The organism is Paenibacillus algorifonticola, assembly GCF_000971975.1.
Classification (GTDB): domain Bacteria; phylum Bacillota; class Bacilli; order Paenibacillales; family Paenibacillaceae; genus Pristimantibacillus; species Pristimantibacillus algorifonticola.
Genome location: NZ_KQ040786.1, coordinates 1 through 225, shown reverse-complemented (window position 1 = coordinate 225; position 225 = coordinate 1). Strand labels below are relative to the sequence as shown.

At 51.1% G+C, this 225-nt stretch carries 1 pseudogene; it reads right to left on the bottom strand.

Going from position 1 to position 225, the window contains the following annotated elements:
- Nucleotides 1-225, bottom strand: a pseudogene (locus WH37_RS35945) (hypothetical protein); the annotation flags it as partial.

Here is a 225-nt window from a genome sequence, read left to right as displayed (position 1 = left end):
TTTTTACCTGCAGCTACCGTTGCTGTGCCCAGCACTTTGCCTGCTGTTTCCAAATCGTAGACTTTTACGACTGTTCCAGCTGCGGCTGTTACGGTCAGCGTATCCGCTTTGCCTGCATTGTTCACGGCTACTACATCCGATGCTGCTACTTTCGCTGTTTTCGCTTCCGCTGCTACCGTTACTTCCAAACGATCACTTTCCAGCTTGCCTGCTTCCGTTGCACTT